This is a genomic window from Streptomyces sp. NPDC088812, from assembly GCF_044750285.1.
Classification (GTDB): domain Bacteria; phylum Actinomycetota; class Actinomycetes; order Streptomycetales; family Streptomycetaceae; genus Streptomyces.
In genome coordinates, this window is record NZ_JBIVJP010000092.1 from 1 (window position 1) to 1,155 (window position 1,155).

At 68.5% G+C, this 1,155-nt stretch carries 1 protein-coding gene; it reads left to right on the forward strand.

The window, feature by feature from the left end:
• Positions 1-130: 130 nt before the first annotated feature.
• On the forward strand, positions 131-1,155 hold a 1,025-nt coding region (locus tag ACIP67_RS43415; protein ID WP_401700274.1), incomplete at its 3' end, for a transglycosylase domain-containing protein.

Consider the following 1,155-nt stretch of genomic DNA (forward strand, 5'->3'; position numbering starts at 1 on the left):
TGCTTGGTCGCGTGGATGAGGAGGGGGATCGTGGCGTACTCCCACTGCGTCTGCTGAGTCATGGGACCCACCCTAGCCACCGGCGCGGACCCCGGAAGAGGTCCCAGGTGCCCGCGCTACACTCGCACCCATGGCCTCCCGCACGACCCGCTTCCCCGCGCCCTCGAGCGCTCTCGGCCGCCTCCTCGCCTTCGTGGGCCTCTCGGCGGTGGCCGGCCTGCTCGTGGCGGCCCTCCTGCTGCCCGTCGCGGGCCTGGCCGGTGTCGCCGCCGCGTCGGGTCGGGAGATGCTGGACGAGCTGCCGGACGAGCTGCCCGCGGAGCCGGTGTCCGTCCCGTCGCGCATCCTCTCGGAGGACGGTGAGGAGATCGCCGTCTTCTATGAGGAGAACCGCACCCCGGTCCCACTGGACAAGATCTCAAAGCACATGCAGCACGCGATCGTGGCCATCGAGGACGAGCGCTTCTACGATCACGACGGCGTGGACGCGCGCGGCCTCATTCGCGCGACCGTCAACAACGCCACCTCCGACTCCACGCAGGGCGCCTCCACCCTCACCCAGCAGTTCGTGAACAACATGCTGGTGAACGTGCAGCAGATCCGCGGCGACTCCCGCCTCACCCTCTCCGGCTCCAAGAACATCGCGGACAAGGTCAAGGAGATCAAGCTGGCCGTCGCCGTCGAGAAGCAGATGTCGAAGGACGAGATCCTCGAGGGCTACCTCAACATCGTGCTGTTCTCCGGCCGTGCCTACGGGGTCGAGGCTGCCTCGCAGTACGTGTTCGGCAAGTCCGCCGCCGACCTGGAGAGCTGGGAGGCCGCCACGCTGGCCGGCATGGTCCAGTCCCCCACCCGGTTCAACCCGGCCCGCAACCCGGAGGAGGCCACGGAGCGGCGCAACCTCGTGCTGAACGCGATGAAGGACAACGGCTACCTCTCCCAGGAGGAGTACGACCACGCCGTCGCCCAGCCGATGGAGGTGGTCATGGAGTCCCGCCCCTCGGGCTGCCTCTACGCCAAGTTCGGCACCTACTTCTGCGACTACGTGGAGCGGCAGATCCTCGCCGACCCCACGTTCGGCCCGGACGTCCAGTCCCGCCAGGCCCTGCTGGACCGCGGCGGACTCACCATCCGCACAACGATCGACTCGACGCT